This is a genomic window from Eubacterium sp. 14-2 (genome assembly GCF_000403845.2).
Taxonomy (GTDB): Bacteria; Bacillota; Clostridia; order Lachnospirales; family Lachnospiraceae; genus Petralouisia.
In genome coordinates, this window is record NZ_KE159568.1 from 753,857 (window position 1) to 774,388 (window position 20,532).

The window sequence follows — 20,532 nt, forward strand, 5'->3', positions numbered from 1 at the left end:
AATCATGGGTTCGGAAATATTGGAAAAGTTGTCTAAAAAAATGTTGACAATCCAAACCACGCCGGACACTCAAAGGGGAGAGGTCTGCATCTTTTCTTCGCCCATAACTCATATCCTCCTTTTTCTTTCTTGCGGTGTAGTCCTGCAGGAACGTGAGCTTGCCGTCTTTCATCAGTTCGTACAACACAAAACGATCGTCAGGTGTTTTCGGAGCATACCGCACTTTCCAATCTGCCAGCAGATACAAATAATCCGTCAGCCCCCGGAAGCAGAGCATTTCGTCCTTCCGGAACTGACGGATACAGGGATGTTTTGGCTTGTTACAAAACCGCTGTAACTTCCATCCTGCACAGGGATGAAAATTGCAGCGGTTTCCTATATGCCATAAGATAAATCTCAGTTTTATCTCATAGCATCTTTCATGGATTTCACGTACTCTCCTATGTGTTCAGGTGCGTCCTTTCCATACTTTTCAAATAACTTTATAATAGCCGAACCAACGATTACACCGTCAGAAATCCCTGCCATTCTCCCTGCTTGCTCCGGTGTAGAAATACCAAATCCAATCGCACAGGGTACATCAGTATTTTCTCTTACTGCCTTTACAACAGAAGTAAGGTCCGTCTTAATTTCGCTTCTTGTACCCGTTACACCAAGACTGGAAACGATATATAAGAAACCTTCAGCTTCCTTTGCAATCATAGCAATGCGGTTTTCAGATGTGGGGGCAATCAGTGACACTAAATCAACACCATACTTGTGACACAGCGATATAAATTCTTCTTTTTCCTCAAACGGCAGATCGGGCAGGATAAGTCCGTCAATTTCAATATCTCGGCAAGTCGAAATGAATTTTTCTGCACCATAGGAGAACACCACATTAGCATAGGTCATAAAAACCATCGGCACTTTTACATTACGGCGAAGTTCTTTGACAAAGGCAAATATTTTATCTGTCGTAACACCTCCGTTCAGCGCCCTGATGTTTGCTCCCTGAATAACAGGACCTTCTGCGGTAGGATCGGAGAATGGGATACCAAGCTCGATGAGGTCTGCACCGTTTTCTACGGCGGCACGAATAGCGGCGGCTGTAGTTTCCAGATCAGGATCCCCGCAAGTGATAAAGGCGATGAAAGCCTTTCCGTTTTCAAATGCTTTCCTGATGTTACTCATGAATATCCTCCCCTCTGTAGCGGGCAATGGCTGCACAGTCCTTGTCGCCTCTGCCAGATATGGTGACTGCAATGATTTTGTCTTTATCCATTGTCGGCGCAATCTTCATTGCGTGTGCAACAGCGTGAGCCGATTCGATGGCTGGGATGATACCCTCGGTCTTTGCCAGATATTCAAAAGCGTTTACTGCTTCGTCATCCGTGACAGGTACATATTCCGCTCTGCCTATATCGTGAAGATGAGCGTGCTCAGGACCAACACCGGGGTAGTCGAGTCCTGCGGAAATGGAGTAAACCGGAGCGATCTGACCGTACTCATCCTGACAAAAATACGACTTCATTCCGTGGAAAATACCAATTCTTCCAGTGGCAATGGTTGCAGCTGTTTCAAAGGTGTCAACACCTCTCCCTGCCGCTTCGCAGCCAATCAGACGTACACATTCATCCTCTATGAAATTGCAGAAGCTGCCAATAGCATTAGACCCGCCGCCTACACAGGCGATAACTACATCAGGCAGTCTGCCTTCTTTCTCCTGAATCTGCTCCCTGATCTCTTTAGAAATAACTGCCTGAAAATCACGAACAATGGTCGGGAACGGATGCGGGCCCATAACAGAACCGAGACAGTAGTGAGTATCGCTGATACGAGAAGTCCATTCACGCATAGCCTCGGATACGGCATCTTTAAGGGTAGCTGTGCCTGCTTTGACGGGAATAACCTCAGCACCAAGCAATCTCATGCGATACACGTTAAGTGCCTGACGAATGGTATCTTCTTCGCCCATAAAGACCACGCATTCCATTCCCATCAGTGCGGCGGCAGTTGCCGTGGCGACACCATGCTGTCCGGCTCCTGTTTCAGCTATCAATCGAGTTTTGCCCATCTTCTTTGCAAGAAGCGCCTGACCAAGTACATTGTTGATTTTATGTGCACCGGTGTGGTTTAAGTCTTCACGTTTAAGATAAATTTTCGCACCGCCAAGATCCTTTGTCATCTTTTCGGCAAAGTACAGCCCTGACGGTCTGCCTGCATATTCATTGAACAGATCAGTAAGTTCTCTGTTAAATTCGGAATCGTTTTTATAGTGATTATACGCTTCTTCCAGTTCGATGACCGCATTCATCAGCGTTTCGGGAATGTACTGACCGCCATGAACACCGAAGCGTCCGTTTGGATTTGTCATAATCTGTCTTCCTTTCTTACAGTGGCAACAAACGCCGCTATTTTTGTTTTATCTTTTACCCCATTGGCTTCAATTCCCGAGCTGACATCGACTGCAAATGGATGAAGTTCTTTGACCGCACCCATCACGTTGTCAACGTCAAGACCCCCAGCGAGAAAATACGGTCTTCTGATACTTTTTATAAGATCCCAATCAAATGCCGTACCCGTACCTGCACCAGAATCAAGCAGTATATAATCCGCCGTACTTTGTTTCGCAGTTTTTATGTCATTCGCAGTTTTAATGCGAAAAGCCTTGATAATCGGCTTATCTGTGAGCAGTCGCAGCTGTGTAATATAATCTTCATCCTCATCACCGTGAAGCTGCGCTATGTCGATAATGTCGTTCTGCATTAGCTTAGCGACATCTTGCGGATGTTTATTGACAAACACACCGACTGCCTGAATTTCGGGCGAAAGCCGGCTTTTCAGCTCCGACGCTTTTTCGTATGTTACATAACGCTTGCTTTTCGATACAAAGACGAATCCGATATAATCCGGCTTTAGTTCGTTTGCAGTTTCCATATCACAAAGTCGGGAAAGTCCGCAAAGTTTAATCTTCGTCATATCGTACCTCGCAGTTCATCGAGTTTGGCTTTTTTGTCGGGTACTCGCATAAGGGTTTCGCCAATCAAAGCAGCATCCGCACCGATTTCACGGAGCTTTGCCACGTCCTCGGCACTGCTGACACCGCTTTCGGAAACAAACAGCACTTCACGTGGGATCAGCTCTCTGAGTCTGCGGCTATTATCCGTATCTACTGAAAAATCTTTGAGATTACGATTGTTGACACCGATGATACGTGCTCCTGCATTAAGTGCAGTTTGCACTTCGTTTTCATCATGCGCTTCAACCAATGCAGATAATCCGAGTTCATCACAAATGCTGATATATGATTTGATTTGTTCCTCACTTAAAATGGAACAGATCAGCAACACCGCCGATGCGCCCAGAACCTTTGCCTCATAGATCATATATTCATCTACTGTGAAGTCTTTCCGCAGACAGGGTACAGAAACCATGGAGGCGATTGCTTTCAGATATTTGTTACTTCCCAGAAACCATTTCGGTTCTGTCAGCACAGAAATACAGTCTGCTCCTGCCGCTTCGTACTCCTTTGCAATTTGCAGATACGGAAAATCGGGAGCTATCAGTCCTTTTGACGGAGATGCCTTTTTGCACTCACAGATAAAGGAGATACCTGCTTTCCTCAGTGCATTTTCAAAAGCAAAGGAGCTTTTAGGGAGGGATAAGGCTTGCCGCCTGATTTCCTCGATCGGTATTATCTTTTTTGCCTGCTCGGTACGTTCACATGCGTGATCGGCAAGCTGACCGAGAATTGTCATACCTCTACCTCCGGACGATTGCTAACTTCGATAAGTTTCTTCAATGTTTCAAGTGCCTTGCCGGAATCAATGATCTCTGCGGCAAGTGCGATACCTTCTTTCATACTGTCAGCCTTACCGCCGATATAAAGTGCTGCACCTGCGTTCATAAGAACAGCATTTCTCTTATGGCCTTTTTCACCATTTAAGATAGCAAACGTGATTTTAGCATTTTCTTCGGGTGTGCCGCCCTTCAGGTCTTCTTTTGTGCAGCGTTCAAAACTGAAGTCTTCCGGTGTGACCACCGAGGATTTGAACCAACCGTCACGAATCTCGCAGATCGTAGTCGGTGCACTCATGGAGATCTCATCCAGCTTATCCTGACCGTACACAACCATGCCACGTTTGATGCCGAGATTTATCAGAACCTGCGCCAGCGGTTCAACAAGATAATCATCATACACACCGAGAAGCTGCATGGATGGTGTGCCTGGATTCGTAAGAGGACCGAGAATATTGAACACGGTACGGAAACCAAGTTCCTTACGGATAGCACCAACGTATTTCATAGAGGTGTGATATTTCTGTGCAAAGAAGAAGCACATACCGACCTCATTCAGTAGTTCAATACATCTTGCCGGACTCTGCTGGATGTTTACACCAAGAGCTTCCAGACAATCTGCCGTTCCACACTGGGAGGATGCGGCTCTGTTACCGTGTTTTGCAACTTTCATACCGCTTGCAGCTGCAACCAGAGCGGAAGTGGTGGAAATATTGAAACTGTGGGCATTATCACCGCCTGTTCCAACAATTTCAAAAAGTTCCATACCGGTCTCAACCTTTGTTGCGTGCGCTCTCATAGCAGCTGCGCAGCCTGCAATCTCAGCCGTAGTCTCAGCTCTGGCACTTTTGGTGGACAGAGCTGCAAGAAAAGCTGCATTCTGTGTTGCTGTTGTTTCACCGCTCATGATTTCATTCATGACGGTATATGCCTCATCATAAGTGAGGTCTTCTTTATTTACAATTTTTACGATGGATTCTTTAATCAAGACTCATATCTCCTTTATAAAATTTTTAAGCATCTGCTTACCGTCCGGTGTCATAACAGATTCAGGATGGAATTGTACGCCGTAAATGGGATGCTCTTTGTGCTGTACCGCCATTACCTCGCTGTCTGTGGTAAATGCTGTTATTTTTAGTTCTTCGGGAATAGTGTCGGCGTCTGCTGCAAGGGAATGATACCGTGCCACAGGCGCAACGTCGGGACAATCTTTGAATAATGGGCAACTTGTGTCAAATTTCACATCCGACTGTTTACCATGCATTAGTTCCTTTGCGTAGGTAACGGTTGCACCGAAAGCAGCGCACATTGCCTGATGACCAAGACAAACACCAAGTATCGGAATATCGTGGATTGTTTTTACAATATCTATGATGACACCTGCATCCTCCGGTCTGCCTGGACCGGGAGAAAGAATAATACGGTCAGGATTCAAGTTTTTGATTTCGTCTACCTTCATTTCATCGTTTCGGATAATCCTGATATCCGGCTCAATCTCGCCTGTGAGCTGATAAAGATTATAGGAAAAGCTGTCGTAGTTATCTATCAGAAGAATCATAATTCTACCTCCTGTGCAAGTTCTAATGCTTTAAGTGAAGATTTGGCTTTGTTCAGACATTCTTCAAATTCCTTTTCTGGGACAGAATCCGCCACAATTCCAGCTCCGCTTCTCACGAATACCTTACCGTTCTTCTTACAGGCTATGCGGATGGCAATACAGGTATCCATATTCCCTGTGAAGTCGATGTAGCCAATTGCACCGCCATAAATGCCACGCTTGTTGTTTTCAAGTTCTCCAATTAACTGGCAGGCTCTGATTTTCGGCGCACCGGAAAGCGTCCCAGCAGGTAATACCGCTTCAATGGCATCCAGCGCATCGTGATTTTCTCTGATCTCACCACGCACCGTAGAGCCGATGTGCATAACATGGGAGAAGCGTTCAATGGAATGGAGCTTTTCGATCTGTACAGTACCAAACCTGCTTATTTTCCCGAGATCATTTCGTCCTAAATCGACCAGCATATTGTGTTCGGCAAGTTCTTTTTCATCAGCAAGCAGCTCGGCTTCGAGAGCCTTGTCTTCTTCCTCAGTTTTGCCTCTCGGTTTTGTTCCGGCAAGAGGGAAAGTGTGCAGCACACCATTTTCCAGCTTTACCAGCGTTTCGGGAGATGCCCCCGCAACCTCTACGTCTGTTCCTGAAAAATAAAACATATACGGTGATGGATTGATTGTGCGAAGCACACGGAAGGTATTCAGGAGACTTCCCTCAAAAGGCGCACACAGGCGGTTGGAAAGCACAATCTGGAAAATATCCCCCTCACGGATATAATGCTTTGCTTTTTCTACCATGCCGCAGAATTGCTCTTTGTCAAACAACGGCGTAACTTCTCCAAGCAGCTTACCGCCCGGTTCATTCTTCTTTTCGCCGTGTCTCAAAAGCTCTGCGAGCTGACGGAGCTCCATGACTGCTTTGTTGTAACCAGTTTCCGGATCATCCAGCGACATATTTACAATGAGAATAATTTTCTGTCGGAGATGATCGAATGCGATAACTTTATCAAAGAGCATCAGGTCAACATCCTTAAATGCCTCGTTATCTTCTACATCACATTTGACGGTCGGTTCGCTGTAGGTGAGATAATCATAGGAGAAGTATCCCACAAGACCGCCTGTAAAGGAAGGGAGATAATCGAAACGGGGACTTTTATAATCGGCAAGAATCTGACGGAGATAGTCGGATGGGTTATCTGTCTTAACCTTGAGATTGCCATTCTTCATCTCGCCATCAATGCAGGTGATCTCCATTTTCGGGTCAAATCCAAGGAAAGTGTAACGTCCCCAGGTTTCATTTGCATGAGCAGATTCCAGCATATAGCAATGAGTGGATACATTTTTCAGAATTTTCATCGTTTCAACAGGTGTTGTGAAGTCGGAAAGGATTTCAAAGCTGACCGGCAATACGTTATAATGGCCGGTTGCTGCGATTTCTTTGACTTTAACAAAAGTTGGCTGAATTTTCATAATCAGTTCCTCCAAACAGGTATGGTAAAGTTGGTTATTTATCAGGATGATTCAATTTCAATATTCGGCGCACAGCGCGCCGCCAACGTTTTGTATACAGCATATCGCAACCTCCTGAGACAAAGAAAAGACTCCTTTGAGCTTCTATCTCAACTTAAGGAGTCTTGTAAAACAAAAACGTCCCTGACAGAGATATACACTCTGTCAAGGACGAATAAAAATACTTATCCGCGGTGCCACCTTGATTCATAGGAACAACCCTATGCACTTAGCAGGATACCAACATATCCCCGGCAAATGACGTCTGCCTGCAACGTCGCAGAATACTTTGTGAGAATCACATTTGACTGCGCCCTCAGCGGTCCATTTGACAACTTGTTTCTTACCTGACTCTCAGCACCACAGGTTCTCTGTAAAGGCATCATTGCCGTTATCTCCGCTTCAACGGTTTGAAGTATCAAATTTGGTGTTATTATACTCCGGATTACCTATATTGTCAATATGTTTGCGCAGGTTGTTACAAATTGTTCATACTCTACTATGTGAAGTGCTTAATCAAGGCTTTTATACTCTGTTACAGTTTTCAAATAGTTTTCCGGATACCATCTGCCTTGTTACAGACATTTTACCTGCCAGTTCCGCCTTAGTAAGGCCCAATTCCCGTCTTGCCTGAACAATTTTTACACCTGTTTCCACGATTGGCATTCCTTACCATTCCTTTTATCCTCAACATATCTCAGAATATTGTTTTATACAGGCAATTCCTGCGCACCCGTGCAACACCGCATGTTGCGCATGCTGTGAAATTCTCCGCAGAATCACAAATATTTCACTTTTATTGCCAGTGGGCGTTTCACAAAATTACCTTTTATGGAAAATTTCAGAGAATGTCCATGAACCCATCAGCATCAGTGATCCCTGAGAATCTGCGCAGAAACTGAAAACATTATAACAAAAAAACTCACTGCTGCCATATCCGTGAATCTCCGATTCGGCCTCTTTCCTGCCCGAACAGTACAAACTTCTTATTGTGCTGGCTGAAAAAAAGGGCTATAATGAAAATGAGTAATATTGGGAGACATTTATGAAATATCAGAAAAGAGGTCATTTATGAAGCAAAAGACAAATGGAACAAATTCCAGAAAAAAAATTGCAGACGAAATACTTCGTCAGATTGGCGGCAGCGTTATCCTGGTGCTTCTTCTGATAGCAGCTGTGTCCATCTGTATGGTGGGCTGGCTGAGTATTACGTCCAAAAAAACGGAACTGACAGAGGAATCCAATGCAGCGGCAAATCAGCTGACCGGATTTCTGAAACAGTATACCAAAAGCGTGGAACAGCTTGCTGTCAACCCTGAAATAAAGCATATTATGACAGAAATAAAAGCCGGAGACAACATCCGACAGGCAGAAAAACTGGAAACGGTTCTGGACAATCTCTCACACATTGCAGAAACAGATACGGAAAATGTTATGGCCGTATGGATTTCTGATCTGGATGCAAGCTCATTTCTCCAGTCTGACGGACTTACAAATGATGGAGAATGGGATATCACAGGACGCGGATGGTACAGCTGTATTGAAAACAGACAGACCATTCTCACCGAACCCTATGTGGATTCCACCAACGGAAAAATGGTTTTAAGCGCTGCCGCCCCGGTTTACGACGACGCTACCGGAGAAGTTATCGGCGCAGTGGGTATGGATATTGCCATGGATCACATGACAGAAGTTATGAGTCAGTACAAAATCGGCCGAAAAGGCTATGTTCTGCTGCTGTCGGAAAATGGTATGTTCCTGTATCATCCCAAAAAGGATGTTATCCAGAAAAATGTAAAAGATATAAACACGTCCCAGAATGTAATAAATGCCATGGCCTCTCAAAAAAATGAGTTTCTGAAATACAGGGCAGACGGCGTCACAAAATACGGTTCTCTGCAGCATGCCGGAGATACCGGTTATATTGTTCTCAGCAGCCTGCCCATGTCAGAATATTATGCCACGCTGATTGCGATGGTTCTTGCCCTGATCGTTATCTTTGCCGCAGGCATTATGCTGATAGCATTCAGGATCCGGAAAAGTTCCGCCAGTCTGACAAAACCGATTCTGGAACTGAATCATACCGCCCAGCAGCTTGCTGCCGGGGATCTGAACGTGGATCTTCTGATTACAAGTGAAGATGAAATCGGTGAACTGGGTGAATCCATTCAGAAAACTGTCAGCAGACTGAAAGAGTACATAGAATACATTGATGAAACAGCAGACGTACTGGCTCAGGTAGCCGATGGAAAACTGAGCATCAATCTGAAAAATGACTATGTGGGTGAATTTCAGAAAATCAAGACTGCTTTGCTCAATATCTCCGATTCCATGAATCAGGTTATGGCAGGAATCTCAGAAAGCTCAGAACATGTATCTGTGGGAGCCATGGAACTGGCCTCCGCCTCTCAGGTTCTGGCGGAAGGGGCCGAAGAACAGGCCGCAGCCATTGAGCAGCTCACTGCCACCACTGCCACTGTGGCCGAACAGGTGGAAAACAGCCGCAGAGAGGCTGAAAATTCAGCCAAAGCAACTTCACAGGTCACTGAAATCATAGCCCGGAACCAGAAACAAATGACACGGATGACAGACGCCATGGAAAAAATCAGAGAGACTTCCCAGCAGGTTGTGGGCATTATCCAGACCATCGAAGATATTGCTTCTCAGACCAATCTCCTCTCCCTGAACGCCTCTATTGAGGCCGCCCGCGCCGGCGAAGCAGGAAAAGGATTTGCAGTAGTTGCCGACGAAATCGGCAAACTGGCTCTGGAAAGCTCCGAAGCTGCAAATACCACAAAGGAACTGATTGAAATCTCCATGGAAGAAATCAACAGAGGAAATACCATTGCCGGCAGTGTTATGGACTCCCTGAAGGAATCTGTCTCAGCGGTAGCCCAGGTAAATACACTGATACAGCAAACTGCTGAAAATGCCGCTGTTCAGGCTGAAAACATGGAACAGCTCCGTATGGGCATCGAAGAAATGGCTCAGGGAATTCAGGATAATTCCGCAGCCTCCCAGGAAACCTCGGCAACTTCAGAAGAACTGGCTTCCCAGGCTGAAATACTGAATAAAATGGTACAGAAATTTGAACTCTGCCAGGAGCAGCCTCAGGAGGTTCCCACAGAAGCATAAATTTCAGGACTGCTGCAAAATCTCCTGTTTTGCAGCAGTCCAGGTCCCTCATGAGTGAAGGATTCAGGGAGTTGAAGCAGACCTGTCCGCTTTTTTATTTCATCCGTTTTGCAGGCATGTCTGCTATCAGAGCTTCAGCTTTGCCAGTGCATCTGCAAAGGCATTGTTCACCGGCTCTTTGGCTTCCTGCTTTAATTTATTCATATATTTGGACACATCTTTTTTTGACACGCCTCCGCCGCTGTCTTTCCTGCGTTTTTCAAAAGCAGAAAGTTTTTCCCGGTATCCGCATACACAGGTAAAACGCTGATTTTCTCCCTCTCCCACCAGCTCCATTTTTTTATGGCACTGAGGACAGCGGGCATTGGTAACTCTGGACAATGTTTTCCGGTATCCGCATTCCCGGTCCTGGCACACCAGCATCCGGCCATTTTTGTGATTAACCTCCAACAGTAATTTTCCGCAGTCAGGACACTTTTTTCCGGTCAGGTTATCATGGCGGTAGGTTTTGGAGGAAGCTGCAATGTCTTTCACAATATCAACCGTATAAGTTCGGATTTCCGCCTCAAAATCTTTCTTTTTCGCCTTTCCCTTCGCAATATCTGCAAGCTGCAGCTCCCACCTTGCAGTAAGTTCCGGAGAAGTCAGCCCCTCAGGAGCCAGCTCCAGTACTTGTCTGCCTTTGGATGTCAGATGAATATACTGTTCTTTTTTCTCAATCATAAAACTGTTAAACAGCTTTTCGATAATATCCGCACGGGTGGCAACCGTTCCCAGCCCTCCGGTTTCTCCCAGCGTTTTTTTCAGTTCCTGGTCAGAACTTTCCATATATTTCGCCGGATTTTCCATGGCTGCAAGGAGTGTGGCCTCCGTAAAAGGCAGGGGCGGCTTCGTTTTTCCCTCCGTTATGTTTCCTTTCTGAAACAGGATTTTCCGGCCTTTCACAAGTTCCGAAAGATTTCTCCCTGTCTCTCCCGTTTGGCCGGATGTTTCAAACTCTTCCTCTGTGTCCTCCTCAGACAAAATTCCGGATTCTTCCTGGATTTGCCGGATTTCCTGCCATCCGGGCTGTTCCATAATCTTTCCTTTTACCGCAAACCGCTCTCCTTCGCAAACCACCGTCACCTCGGTCTCTATATATTCACAGGGCGGAAGCAGAACAGCAAGAAAACGTGAAACCACCAGTTCGTAAATCTTCCGCTCTCCATATTCCAGCTCGCTCAGCCGGATTCCCTGTTCCGTGGGAATAATGGCATGATGGTCAGAAACTTTTCTGTCATCCACAAAGGATTTATTTCCCTGTATGGGCGATTTCAGCAATTTGCCGCACACTCCATTATAATTCCCTCCCCGGCAGGCTCTGACACGCTCCGGCAGAGTTTCCACAATATCCTGTGTAAGGTACCTGGAGTCGGTTCTGGGGTAAGTCACCACCTTATGGCGCTCATAAAGACGCTGCATGTAATCCAGTGTCTGCTTTGGGGAAAAGCCAAACATCCGGTTGGCGTCCTGCTGCAGAGAAGTCAAATCGTAAAGCTGAGGTGCAAAGGATTTCTGCTTTTTCTGTCTGACTTCTTCCACAGTTCCGGTACTGTTTGTGACTTTTTCACAAATCTGCCTGATTTTTTCCTGGGAAAATGTGGAAGCACTGTTGTCTTTGGACTTCCAGCTCCAGATTACATCATTCCCCCTTACTTTCAGTCCATAATAAGACCGGGGCTTAAAATTTTTAATCTGTGATTCCCGTTTTGCAATCATGGCAAGGGTGGGCGTCTGCACTCTGCCGCAGGAAAGCTGCGCATTATGTTTTACTGTCAGTGCCCTGGTGGCATTTAATCCCACCAGCCAGTCTGCTTCCGCTCTTGCCACTGCCGCTTCGTACAGGTTCCGGTAATCCCTGGCATCTCTCAGATTTGCAAATCCCTGACGGATAGCCTTATCGGTCACAGAGGAAATCCACAGCCGCTTCATGGGTTTTTTCACTCCGGCTTTCTGAATAATCCAGCGGGCCACCAGCTCCCCTTCTCTTCCCGCGTCTGTGGCAATAATAATTTCTCCCACGTCTTTCCGGTACATCTGGGTTTTCACTGTCTGATACTGTTTTCCGGTTTTCTTAATCACCTGAATTTCCAGTTTTTCCGGCAGCATGGGCAGTGTCTCCATCTTCCAGGCTTTCCACTGTTCCCCGTAACTTTCCGGGTCTGAAAGCTCCACCAGATGACCCAAAGCCCAGGTTACCACATAATCTTTTCCCTCCAGAAACCCGCTGCCTCCCTTTGCGCAGCCCAGAACTCTGGCTATGTCCCGGCCCACACTGGGCTTTTCCGCTATCACTAATGATTTCATACTTTTTACCACTCTTTCTTAATATCTTCCTGTTTCACTTCATATCGGGTACAGAATTCCCCCAGATTCTGTTCTCCGCGAATCAGCATGGCTTCTGTAAACTTTCCCGTTTCTCTGTCTTTAAATCCCGCCACCTGCTCTCCCGTACAGATACTGGCCCGAATCACCGGTATCTGCGTCTTCGGGTTATATGGCTGTACCGTCACATGGCTTTTCCGTTTTCGTCCAAACATAACTTCCTCCCATACATACGTTCCCCGACAACCGGGATTTTCTCAGATTTTTCTGGTTCCCCGACAGCCGGGATAGTTGCTGCAACCGTAAAATTCCCCGTATTTTCCCCTGCGTTTTATCATTTCTCCTCCGCATCTGGGACAGAGAATCTCCGGCTGGTTCTGCTGAAGCTGTACCAGAATCTTTCCCAGTTCCTCATAACATTTCTGATTCATAATACAGTCGTTTAATGCCCGGTGAGCCCCGGCTGTATCAATTCGGAAATACTCCGATACATCCAGCAGCCTGTAATGGGAAAGCTGTGGCAGGCATTTTCTTGCCAGATACAGAGTATCAATATAATCGTTTCCAATATCTGCCCCGGAAGTTTCCATTGCCGCATCACAGATGAAATTCATATCAAAGGTATGTATATTATGACCCACCAGGATATCATTTTCCACAAAATTCAGAAAGCCCCGGACTGCCTCTTCCATTTCCGGCGCATCTTTCACCATTTCATCGGTAATCCCGTTGACTGCTGTGGCAGACCTGGGAATCCTCATTTCCGGATTCACCAGTGTTGTGTACTGGTCCGTTACCTGGTGTCCCCGGACTTTCAGCGCCGATATTTCTATAATCCTGTCCAGTTTCGGCCGGACTCCTGTGGTTTCCAGGTCAAATACCACATAATCCTCCACATACCGGTTCAGGCGTTTTCCTCTGTTTCCTGTCATTTAAAATGTTCTCCCTTCTTTTATCAGATTAAATTATAAAGGGATTCGGCGGTATTTGCAAGTTACTTGTTTTCAGAGGAATTTCAATATGATCCGGATGAATCTGTAACAGGAGGCTGTCACAAAACAGCCTCCTGTATCTTATCTCATATTAATTTTCCTTTGGAAGCATCTTTTCAAATTTTCCCCGGAAAAACTGTATCAATGGTCCGTTAAACATGGAATTCAGCAGGGTGCCCAGCCCCACCACCATCCAGATGGAGTTGCCGGAGGCTGCGCAGAATCCCACGCCTATCAGCATTACCACCACGTCGGAACAGATTCTCCCATACTTAAAGGGGATCTTCCCGCCGGTAAATTTCTCAATGATAAAGGCCACACTGTCATAGGGGGCAATTCCCATGTCAGCCACCATATACATGGCCGCTCCCGAAGAAGCGAACAGCAAACCGATGGCAAGCATCAGAATCTTAAGTCCCCAGTTCATTTCCAGGTGAACAACATCTTCCATCACCCAGCAGAGGAAATCCGCAATGTAACCCACGCAGACCATATTCACCACCGTTCCCAGTCCGATACAGTGACGAACGGTAAAAAACACCAGAACCAGCAAAACCACATTCACGATCAGCTGCCAGTTTCCAAACTGCATATGGATAAATTTGCTAATGCCAAGGTTCATACAGGTAAAGGGATCCACTCCGAATCCGGACATCCGGTAAGCTGCCACGCAAATACCGATTAACAGAATTCCAGACACCATATAACAAAATCTTTTTACTTTTCCACTCATGCTTCCACCCGTTCCACTGCTTTCAGAATATAAATCCGTGATTCAAAATCAGTACATGGTACCTGGTCGTCCGGTGTCTGGCCTGCTGTTGCGTCTGAAGTATTCAGCCCCAGATTCATCAGCTCATCCCCGTAAACTCTGGAACCATCCCGGCTGTTTTCATAACAGAAATTCTCATCCAGCCCCTGCAGTTTCACACGGGTAAAACGGTCATTTACCACATTCAGAATCCGGTACCAGCCCACTACTGCTGTTTTCCTGTCCTCACTGACTGCCATCCAGGCCATTTCATTTCCTTCAAAAGGGCTTTTCAGCCGATAGAACGTACCGAACTGCAGCAGGTCACGGTATTCTTTCATAAAGGCAATCTGTTCTTTTACTTCTTCAATTTCTTCTTCTGTCAGTTTATTCAAATCCAGCTCATATCCAAACGTTCCGAAGTATGCCACGTTTGCTCTGGTATGCAGAGGCGTATTGCGGAACATCTGATGATTGGGAATCACAGACACATGACTTCCCATACTGCTGACCGGATAGCACATGGAGGTACCATACTGAATTTTCATGCGCTCCACTGCATCGGAATTGTCGCTGGCCCATCCCTGCGGCGCGTAATAGAGGATTCCAGGATCAAACCGGCCGCCGCCGCTGGCACAGGATTCAAACAGTACCCTGGGAAATTCCCTGGTCAGGCGGTCATACAAATCATATACGCCCAGAATATAACGATGGAAAATTTCTCCCTGCCGCTTTGGGCCGTAAGCCGGGCTGAAACACTCTGTGATACTCCGGTTCATATCCCATTTGATGTAGGATACTTTGGCTTCCCGAAGGATTTTTGCCATCATTTCAAAAATGCAGTCCACCACTTCTTTTCTGGAGAAATCCAGCACATACTGATTCCTGCCATGGGTATTGGCTCTGCCGGGAACCTGTAAAATCCAGTCCGGATGGCTGCGGTACAAATCGGAGTCTTTATTTACCATCTCCGGCTCAAACCACAGACCGAATTTCATCCCCGTCTGCTCCATCCGTTCTGCCAGCCCGGTAATTCCGTTGGCCAGCCGGTCCGTATTCACCACCCAGTCTCCAAGGCCTGCAAAATCATTGCTTCTGGCGCCGAACCATCCGTCATCCAGTACAAACAGCTCCACACCGCACTCTTTTGCCTTTTTTGCAATATGTATCAGCTTATCCTCAGTAAAATCAAAATAAGTAGCTTCCCAGTTGTTAATTAAAATGGGACGTACCCGGTCACGCCAGTAACCTCTCGCCAGCCGCTTCTGAAACAGCTGGTGGAACGTCTGACTCATATGGTTCAAACCGGAATCCGTATATACCATCACTGCCTCCGGCGTCTGAAAACTTTCTTCCGGCTCCAGATGCCATGCAAAGGTATCCGGATGAATGCCCACCAGCACTCTGGTATTGTCATGGGCGTCCACTTCTGCCTGCATCAGGAAATTGCCGCTGTATACAAAACTGAATCCCAGGGCCTCTCCCTGCTGTTCTCCTGTATCCGGACGCTTTAAAATCAGAAACGGATTGTGTTCATGGGAGGAATTGCCCCGCATACTGCCCACAGACTGTACTCCCATGGTAAGGCGGCGTGTTTTCACATGGCGCTCTCTCGCCCATGCGCCGGAAAACTGCACCCAGTCATACGCACAGTCCGGAAGATCCAGACACAGACTCATGGCACGGCCAAGCTGTACAGGCCTGTTTCCGTTGTTGATATAACGGACGCTTCTGGTCAGTACCGGCCTCTGAGAAAAGATGGTATAAAATACCTCTGCCCAGATTCCTGTCACAGAATCATACAGATTCAGCACAAGGGTTTCCGCCTCCCCGGAATCTTCCACATAGGTGGCAGGAAGTCCCGAAAGCTCCGGTTTTCCTGCTTCCACATGATGAGAATGATACTGGAAATCTGAAATCCTGCTGCCGTTTTCCTGTATCACTTCCACTGCCGGGCTTCTGTAATCCCCGGTTCCGTAAACAGGCAGTTCCTGTTTGATATGCTCCAAAGAAAATGCCTTATTCCCTTCAAAGGTACAGGAAGACATGGGGCGGGGTGCTGTTTCCAGCAAATCCCCGAAATCTTCCCTGTCATGAATTTTCTTTCCATAATAGAGATGTCCCATCTGCCCGTTTGGCAGAACCATCATAATATAACTGACTGCATCATTATGTAAATGAAATACTTTTGTTTCTTTATGATAAATAATGCTCATTGTTTACCTCCCGATTATACCGGCAGATCGTCTGCCCTTAATCATTCTTGTGCATTTCCTGCAGTTTCTGAGCCACCTCTTCCATTTTGTCACCTTTCAGCGTATAGAATTTTTTATAGATGAAATAACTCAGGGCTGCCAGGATAATGGGAATCACAATCATCAGAATACGGATACCAAAAATGGTTCCTGCTGACTGTACTTCTGCCTTTGCCTCATATCCTACGATTTCAAGTCCCACACCGGTCAGGCCTCCGGCTGCAGCCGTTGCTGCTTTCATCAGGAATGTCTGAGCAGAACAGGTTACGCTCTCATTCCGTACACCGAATTTCACTTCGCCATAGTCGATAACATCCGCCATACAGCAGGTAGTTACCCCCAGTGACAGACCGGAACCGAAAAACAGAATTGCGCAGCAGATTACTACCAGCACCGCATTGGTGGGCGCAATGTAACCGGAAGCTCCAAGGAGAATCAGTCCCACAATGGGCATAACGCAGGCACAGGCATATACTTTTTCCCTTCCCATTTTTGCGGCAATTTTAGGGAAGCAGACCAGTCCCAGCATTTCCGCGATAATTGCCATTCCGAAGATAGAGTAGAGATACTCGTTTCCGCATACATTTTTGAAATAGTAAACTGCAAAACTCTTTGCAATCTGTGTACAGAGGTTAAAGGTAAGCAGAAGTCCGATAAATGCCACAAGCTGGTCATTTTTTACAATTACGGTAAGAGCCTGTTTTAAGTTGGTTTTCTGAACCTTTGCATTCAGTGTGGATTCTTCTTTTACATTAAATACGGTAATTCCGATAGCGATGATAAAAATAACTGCGATGATGATTGCAAACAGAGTATAACCTGTCTCCGCATATTTGTTGGTCTCTCCGGCCATCTCATTCAGGCCAAAGATAATATACAGTCCAAATGTTGCCACGGAAAATCCTGCAAGGCTTGCAAAAAATCTTGGGATAACGGAAATCTTTTCACGTTCACGAGGGTCGTTGGTCAGGTTTGGAAGCCAGGACCAGTAAGGTACGTCCATGATGGTATACGTCATACCATATAAAATATACATAACGGAAACATATACATACAATGCAGTTCCCTTTAAGTTAAAACTGTAGAACAGAAGTACAAATACAACAGAGTTAATCAATGTTCCGATTACCAGCCAGATACGGAATTTTCCGTATTTTGTACGGGTATTATCCACAATCATGCCCATTACCGGGTCATTTACCGCATCCCAGATTCTTGCCACGAAAAACAGTACGCCTACAAAAGCCGGGGCCAGATACAACGTATCTGTAAAATACAGCATCAGGAACGCTCCAACCAGATTACAGATAGCATCTTTACCAATTGCACCGATTCCAAAACAATACTTTTCTCTTGCAGACACATGTTTATACTGTGTCTTTCCAACATTTTCATTCTGCATATTCATAATTTACCTCCAATGTAATTTTAATGAACTTCCCTTTGAAAATGCTGTGCACATCATCTTCTTAAGATGATTTTATTATAGTATAATTTTTCCTGATTCGTTAGAAAGTTTTGTTTTAAAAATCAGTCAAAATGTTTCCAGTAGCTTCTCCAGTTCCTGTTCCTGAGACTCCAGATGCTCCCGTACCTCCTGCCGGTGTGTCTTACGGTACACGCTGGGCGGCATGCCCATAATTTTTTTAAATGTTTTGGAATATACCAGTGCGTCGCCATACCCGCAGGACATGGCAACCCCTTCAATGGACAGATCCGTCACCGTAAGAAGTTCTTTGGATCTGGAAATCTGAAACTGAGTCAGAAAATCTTTGGGAGACATCTGCAATGTCTCCTCAAACAGCTTATAGAGATAACTGCGGCTCACACAGACGTGCTCCGCAATGTCTTTTACCCCGATGCCTGAGGAATAATTATTTCGGATAAAATTGATGGATTTCTGTACATAAATACTTTCCTTTGTCTCCTTTGTGACGTTTGCAAGCCTGGCGTCTTTGGTCAGTACCGCAAAAAATTCATACAGCAGGCTCTGGAGATAATACTGATCTGTCTGAGAGGGGGAATGGTAACTCAACATTTTTGCCACAATCCGCTTTAAATCCTTTCCCTGATCGCTCTGAAATACCAGCTGACTGCTGTTCAGGCCCAGGTCCAGCAGATACTCATCAGCCTGTTCTCCGTAAAATCCAATCCAGAGATAAGACCAGGGATTTTTCCCGTCCGCCTTATAAAAGGTAACTTCCTCCGGCTCAATCAGAAATCCCTGTCCCTGCTGCAGCTCATACCTCTGTTCTCCCACCTGATATATCCCTTTTCCTGACAGAATATAGTGGATAATATAATTGGGCCGGACTGCCGGGCCAAAGCTGTGATTCGGCTCGCAGTCAGACATTCCGCAAAAGCAAAGATACAAATCTTTAAATTTGGAGCCTTTCAGCTGCAATACATATGCGTCTTCCATCGCTTCTTCCTCCATTATAATTCTTCTGGAAATTCTCTGTAAAATTCTTTATAATAAACCACGAGTAAGTTTTTATAAAAATTATAATTCATATGGAAAGGATGTTTCTCATGGCAGACTATCAACAGCACACCCACGAATTTGAACCTGTGTACGACAGTAATTCCAAAATCCTGATTCTGGGCACCTTCCCCTCCGTCAAATCCAGAGCACAGCACTTTTACTACGGCCATCCCCAGAACCGTTTCTGGAAAGTTCTGGCTGCCATTGCCAAAGAGCCGGTTCCCGTTTCCATTCCGGAGAAAAAACAGCTTCTGCTCCGCCATGGAATCGCTGTCTGGGACGTAATTCAGAGCTGCGAAATCATCGGTTCTTCTGACAGCAGCATCCGCAATGTGGTTCCTGCCGATATTCCCGGACTGTTAGAGCGTGCTCCCATCGCCGCTGTCTTTGGAAACGGTGCAAAAGCCTGTGAACTTTTTCAGAAATATACCCGGCCTCTGCTTCTTCCGAAATACGCTGTGGGCCCACCGGATAAGGAAGCCCTGTGCTCTATCCGCAAACTTCCTTCCACCAGCCCCGCCAACGCAGCCTGGAGCCTGGAACGTCTGGTGGACTGCTGGAAACAGGAAACGGAAAAATTTCTGTGAACAGCCGGCAGACGGGCATATCTGCAGATACTTTCAGAAATTATCATTTTCCCAGATATGCCCCCAGTTTTTCCAGTTCATCCTGAAAAATACAGTATTTTTCAGGATTTCCCCTCAATGTCTCTGCACGCACTTCCGCCAGTATTTTTTCATAGTCCATCCAGCATACTTCTTCCACTTCCTCTTTCTGGAGCTTCAAATCTGACAGATTTACCGGATGGTTATAGAGATACACCATGGTTACCTCTGCATTTTTAAACGGCTTTCCGTGAAATTCTGATTCTGCATAACCCCTGTGAAGAAAAAGCTCCTGCAAATCCTCCGGACAGGCCCGGATACCCAGTTCTTCCTCCAGTTCCCGCAGGGCTGAATCCAGATAATCCCCTCCGGCAGGTATGTGGCCCGCAGATGAAATATCATAACAGCCCGGATAGGAATCTTTTCCGAAGCTGCGTTTCTGCAGCAGAACCTGAAAGCTGCCTGTCTTCGTGGAGCGCACAATCCACACATGAGAAGTCCCGTGCAGGTCTCCCCTTTCATGAACCAGAGAACGCTCCCGCACCACCCCTGTTCCGGTTCCGTCCTCCCGGCGCAGCTCCAGAAGTTCCATGGATTTCCCGTTCAGCACCGCTTCTGTGAGACGATCTCCTTCATAACTTAATTTCAGGGAAAAAAAGGGAATATTTTCCATCAGCAGCCGAAAAAATATTTTATCCCCCTCCCACAGATTTAAGGACATAAGATCTTTTTTCCGCACCCATTCCAGTGTGCCTTCGTTGCAGTCAGTCAGCGTTCCCTCAAAACCGTCCGCTGTATAAAGACACATATACTCTGTGGGCCAGCCTGCCGCCGAAAAAGTTACAATTCCCCGAAAAGAAAAGCCGGTCAGTGTAAGACCGGTCTCTTCCTTTACTTCCCGAAAAAGACAATCCTCCGGGCTCTCTCCTTCTTCAAAATGTCCGCCGATTCCAATCCATTTATCTTTGTTCACATCCACCTGTTTTTTCACCCGGTGGAGCATCAGATAAGAATCATCCTGTTCAATATAGCAAAGTGTTGTCAAAGCTGATTTTTTCAATGGCTGCCTCCCTGGCATGGTTCTCCGGCCAGCGCCGGGCAATCT

General features: G+C 46.2%; 18 protein-coding genes. 2 read left to right on the forward strand and 16 right to left on the reverse strand.

Annotation, left to right across the window (positions count from 1 at the left end; all coding sequences use genetic code 11):
- Positions 1-402: 402 nt before the first annotated feature.
- The 8 genes from trpA to C805_RS26010 all read right to left on the reverse strand — a co-directional run bounded on the left by trpA (position 403) and on the right by C805_RS26010 (position 7,506).
- On the reverse strand, positions 403-1,173 hold the full coding sequence (trpA, locus tag C805_RS20495) for a tryptophan synthase subunit alpha (protein WP_016215913.1): 771 nt from the start codon (positions 1,171-1,173) through the stop codon (positions 403-405).
- Positions 1,166-2,356: a tryptophan synthase subunit beta gene (gene trpB / locus C805_RS20500; RefSeq protein ID WP_016215914.1), complete on the reverse strand. Its 1,191-nt coding sequence runs from the start codon at positions 2,354-2,356 to the stop codon at positions 1,166-1,168. The genes trpA and trpB overlap by 8 nt, the downstream gene beginning before the upstream one ends.
- Positions 2,353-2,961 carry a phosphoribosylanthranilate isomerase gene (locus C805_RS20505; protein ID WP_016215915.1) on the reverse strand — a complete coding sequence of 203 codons (609 nt, stop codon included), beginning with the start codon at positions 2,959-2,961 and terminating at the stop codon, positions 2,353-2,355. The genes trpB and C805_RS20505 overlap by 4 nt, the downstream gene beginning before the upstream one ends.
- Complete coding sequence (gene trpC, locus C805_RS20510; protein ID WP_016215916.1) at positions 2,958-3,740, reverse strand: indole-3-glycerol phosphate synthase TrpC; 783 nt, start codon at positions 3,738-3,740, stop codon at positions 2,958-2,960. Before trpC ends, C805_RS20505 begins: the two co-directional genes overlap by 4 nt.
- On the reverse strand, positions 3,737-4,768 hold the full coding sequence (trpD, locus tag C805_RS20515) for an anthranilate phosphoribosyltransferase (RefSeq protein ID WP_016215917.1): 1,032 nt from the start codon (positions 4,766-4,768) through the stop codon (positions 3,737-3,739). Before trpD ends, trpC begins: the two co-directional genes overlap by 4 nt.
- Before the next feature lie 3 nt (positions 4,769-4,771).
- Positions 4,772-5,338 carry an anthranilate synthase component II gene (locus tag C805_RS20520; RefSeq protein ID WP_016215918.1) on the reverse strand — a complete coding sequence of 189 codons (567 nt, stop codon included), beginning with the start codon at positions 5,336-5,338 and terminating at the stop codon, positions 4,772-4,774.
- Complete coding sequence (locus C805_RS20525) at positions 5,335-6,801, reverse strand: anthranilate synthase component I family protein (protein ID WP_016215919.1); 1,467 nt, start codon at positions 6,799-6,801, stop codon at positions 5,335-5,337. The genes C805_RS20520 and C805_RS20525 overlap by 4 nt, the downstream gene beginning before the upstream one ends.
- A gap of 564 nt (positions 6,802-7,365) precedes the next feature.
- Positions 7,366-7,506, reverse strand: coding sequence for a helix-turn-helix domain-containing protein (locus C805_RS26010; RefSeq protein WP_016215921.1), 141 nt, complete (start codon positions 7,504-7,506; stop codon positions 7,366-7,368).
- A 405-nt stretch (positions 7,507-7,911) separates the two neighbouring features.
- On the opposite strand from C805_RS26010, the gene C805_RS20530 reads away from it, so the two are divergent.
- Positions 7,912-9,975, forward strand: coding sequence for a methyl-accepting chemotaxis protein (locus C805_RS20530; protein WP_016215922.1), 2,064 nt, complete (start codon positions 7,912-7,914; stop codon positions 9,973-9,975).
- 126 nt (positions 9,976-10,101) lie between these two features.
- On the opposite strand, the gene C805_RS20535 is transcribed toward C805_RS20530, so the two are convergent.
- From C805_RS20535 to C805_RS20565, 7 genes are all read right to left on the reverse strand, one after another.
- Positions 10,102-12,321 (reverse strand): DNA topoisomerase III, encoded by a 2,220-nt coding sequence (locus tag C805_RS20535; protein WP_016215923.1) that lies wholly within the window; start codon positions 12,319-12,321, stop codon positions 10,102-10,104.
- A 5-nt stretch (positions 12,322-12,326) separates the two neighbouring features.
- Positions 12,327-12,554, reverse strand: coding sequence for a hypothetical protein (locus C805_RS20540; RefSeq protein ID WP_016215924.1), 228 nt, complete (start codon positions 12,552-12,554; stop codon positions 12,327-12,329).
- A gap of 42 nt (positions 12,555-12,596) precedes the next feature.
- On the reverse strand, positions 12,597-13,271 hold the full coding sequence (locus C805_RS20545; RefSeq protein ID WP_016215925.1) for an exonuclease domain-containing protein: 675 nt from the start codon (positions 13,269-13,271) through the stop codon (positions 12,597-12,599).
- Between the two features lie 151 nt (positions 13,272-13,422).
- Entirely contained in the window at positions 13,423-14,064 is a 642-nt protein-coding gene (locus C805_RS20550) for a YczE/YyaS/YitT family protein (RefSeq protein WP_016215926.1), read from the reverse strand.
- Complete coding sequence (locus C805_RS20555; protein WP_016215927.1) at positions 14,061-16,298, reverse strand: alpha-galactosidase; 2,238 nt, start codon at positions 16,296-16,298, stop codon at positions 14,061-14,063. The genes C805_RS20550 and C805_RS20555 overlap by 4 nt, the downstream gene beginning before the upstream one ends.
- A 37-nt stretch (positions 16,299-16,335) precedes the next feature.
- Positions 16,336-17,745 (reverse strand): melibiose:sodium transporter MelB, encoded by a 1,410-nt coding sequence (gene melB / locus C805_RS20560; RefSeq protein ID WP_016215928.1) that lies wholly within the window; start codon positions 17,743-17,745, stop codon positions 16,336-16,338.
- A 126-nt stretch (positions 17,746-17,871) separates the two neighbouring features.
- Complete coding sequence (locus tag C805_RS20565; protein ID WP_022751354.1) at positions 17,872-18,774, reverse strand: AraC family transcriptional regulator; 903 nt, start codon at positions 18,772-18,774, stop codon at positions 17,872-17,874.
- Between the two features lie 95 nt (positions 18,775-18,869).
- Between C805_RS20565 and C805_RS20570 the strand changes: the two genes are divergently transcribed.
- Positions 18,870-19,409, forward strand: coding sequence for a DNA-deoxyinosine glycosylase (locus C805_RS20570; RefSeq protein WP_016215930.1), 540 nt, complete (start codon positions 18,870-18,872; stop codon positions 19,407-19,409).
- A 43-nt stretch (positions 19,410-19,452) separates the two neighbouring features.
- On the opposite strand, the gene C805_RS26015 is transcribed toward C805_RS20570, so the two are convergent.
- A complete protein-coding gene (locus C805_RS26015) occupies positions 19,453-20,487 on the reverse strand; it encodes an NUDIX domain-containing protein (RefSeq protein WP_016215931.1) in 1,035 nt (344 codons plus the stop codon).
- Between the last annotated feature and the right edge of the window lie 45 nt (positions 20,488-20,532).

Excerpts from the sequence above, each read along its gene's own strand:
- C805_RS20565 (WP_022751354.1), bottom strand. The coding sequence starts at position 18,774 with ATGGAGGAAGAAGCGATGGAAGACGCATATGTATTGCAGCTGAAAGGC.
- C805_RS20505 (WP_016215915.1), bottom strand. The coding sequence starts at position 2,961 with ATGACGAAGATTAAACTTTGCGGACTTTCCCGACTTTGTGATATGGAA.
- C805_RS26010 (WP_016215921.1), bottom strand. The coding sequence starts at position 7,506 with ATGCCAATCGTGGAAACAGGTGTAAAAATTGTTCAGGCAAGACGGGAA.
- C805_RS20555 (WP_016215927.1), bottom strand. The coding sequence starts at position 16,298 with ATGAGCATTATTTATCATAAAGAAACAAAAGTATTTCATTTACATAAT.
- trpC (WP_016215916.1), bottom strand. The coding sequence starts at position 3,740 with ATGACAATTCTCGGTCAGCTTGCCGATCACGCATGTGAACGTACCGAG.
- C805_RS20535 (WP_016215923.1), bottom strand. The coding sequence starts at position 12,321 with ATGAAATCATTAGTGATAGCGGAAAAGCCCAGTGTGGGCCGGGACATA.
- C805_RS20550 (WP_016215926.1), bottom strand. The coding sequence starts at position 14,064 with ATGAGTGGAAAAGTAAAAAGATTTTGTTATATGGTGTCTGGAATTCTG.
- C805_RS20545 (WP_016215925.1), bottom strand. The coding sequence starts at position 13,271 with ATGACAGGAAACAGAGGAAAACGCCTGAACCGGTATGTGGAGGATTAT.
- C805_RS20540 (WP_016215924.1), bottom strand. The coding sequence starts at position 12,554 with ATGTTTGGACGAAAACGGAAAAGCCATGTGACGGTACAGCCATATAAC.
- C805_RS20530 (WP_016215922.1), top strand. The coding sequence starts at position 7,912 with ATGAAGCAAAAGACAAATGGAACAAATTCCAGAAAAAAAATTGCAGAC.
- C805_RS20520 (WP_016215918.1), bottom strand. The coding sequence starts at position 5,338 with ATGATTCTTCTGATAGATAACTACGACAGCTTTTCCTATAATCTTTAT.
- trpB (WP_016215914.1), bottom strand. The coding sequence starts at position 2,356 with ATGACAAATCCAAACGGACGCTTCGGTGTTCATGGCGGTCAGTACATT.
- C805_RS20525 (WP_016215919.1), bottom strand. The coding sequence starts at position 6,801 with ATGAAAATTCAGCCAACTTTTGTTAAAGTCAAAGAAATCGCAGCAACC.
- melB (WP_016215928.1), bottom strand. The coding sequence starts at position 17,745 with ATGAATATGCAGAATGAAAATGTTGGAAAGACACAGTATAAACATGTG.
- C805_RS20570 (WP_016215930.1), top strand. The coding sequence starts at position 18,870 with ATGGCAGACTATCAACAGCACACCCACGAATTTGAACCTGTGTACGAC.
- trpA (WP_016215913.1), bottom strand. The coding sequence starts at position 1,173 with ATGAGTAACATCAGGAAAGCATTTGAAAACGGAAAGGCTTTCATCGCC.